Annotated in this window: 1 protein-coding gene; it reads left to right on the top strand. The window is 32.5% G+C overall.

Annotation, left to right across the window (positions count from 1 at the left end; translation table 11 throughout):
• On the top strand, window positions 1–1,116 hold a 1,116-nt coding region (locus CHA01nite_RS20695), incomplete at both ends, for a hypothetical protein (RefSeq protein WP_170234796.1).

Here is a 1,116-nt window from a genome sequence, read left to right on the forward strand (position 1 = left end):
GGCGAAAGGTTTGTTGAGGAAAATTGGAGTTGGGAAGAAAGAGAAAAGTAAAGATAAAGAAGCTGATGGTTATCTGGATTGGAGTAATGGTGTTGATGATTTCAAATCTAAAGATGGTGGTAATCATGAAATGTACTATAAGAAAAAAGGAAATGATTTCCAATTATATGTTGCTAGTAAAAATCCTAAACCTATATTGGAAAAGCTTGAAGAGCGTAAGAAAATTTCTAAAGAATCTAAAGATGGAAATGAAGAGGCAAATATTTTTACAGCACAAGAATACTATAATCAAAAAATATTAAAATTAGAAAATGAATTGAATGATTTAAAAGGACCTGAAAATAGTTCTCTTGCTGATAAAAGAGCTAAAGAGCTGCGAAAAGCACGTAAGAAAATGGTGGATTTGTTTGAGCGAATAAGATTAGATCATAATGATAGAGATGAGATACCAACTGTAGTGATTAAAAAAGGAAAAGGGCATGTAATAGCTAATCCATTAACATGGCTAGAAGGAAATTTCGTTGGCTCAGATCCTGGAAATGCAAGTCCACCGGGTTGGAATTACGCTCAACAACTGCGTGTGCATTCAACAGATAAAGACTGGGTGCGAGGACATTTATTAAGTGAAAAGTTACATGGTCCTGGTGAAGACTGGAATTTGGTTCCTATTCGTTCAGGAGTTAATACAAGAATGGAAACTGAAATAGAAAGCAAAGCTAAAAATGCCATTAAAGATAAAAGTGTCATTTTAAGTTATGAGACAAAAGTAACTGAATGGTGGAATGGAGAACATGAAGATATACAGCATTTTCCGAAAAAATGGATAGTGTCAATGACGTACTTAAAGTATGAAAACGGAAAATTAGAAAAGGATTCTACTTCTGAAAATGTTCCTTTTAGTCAGGGAAAAATTCCTATGTTAGGGGAAAACCCAGCGTTATATCTCAATGATATTGGCGGACCAACTATCAAACTGATGGAACCTGAATTAAATGATGTATTTATTGATGACATAAGAAATGCTAAAAATATTGGTGAAATAAAAGGAATAGAAGATCTTGAAAATAAAATAGAAAATTATTTGATAGCAAAAAACATTACTAGAAGATATGATTT

The sequence above is a fragment of the Chryseobacterium hagamense genome (genome assembly GCF_007991455.1).
Lineage (GTDB): Bacteria > Bacteroidota > Bacteroidia > Flavobacteriales > Weeksellaceae > Chryseobacterium > Chryseobacterium hagamense.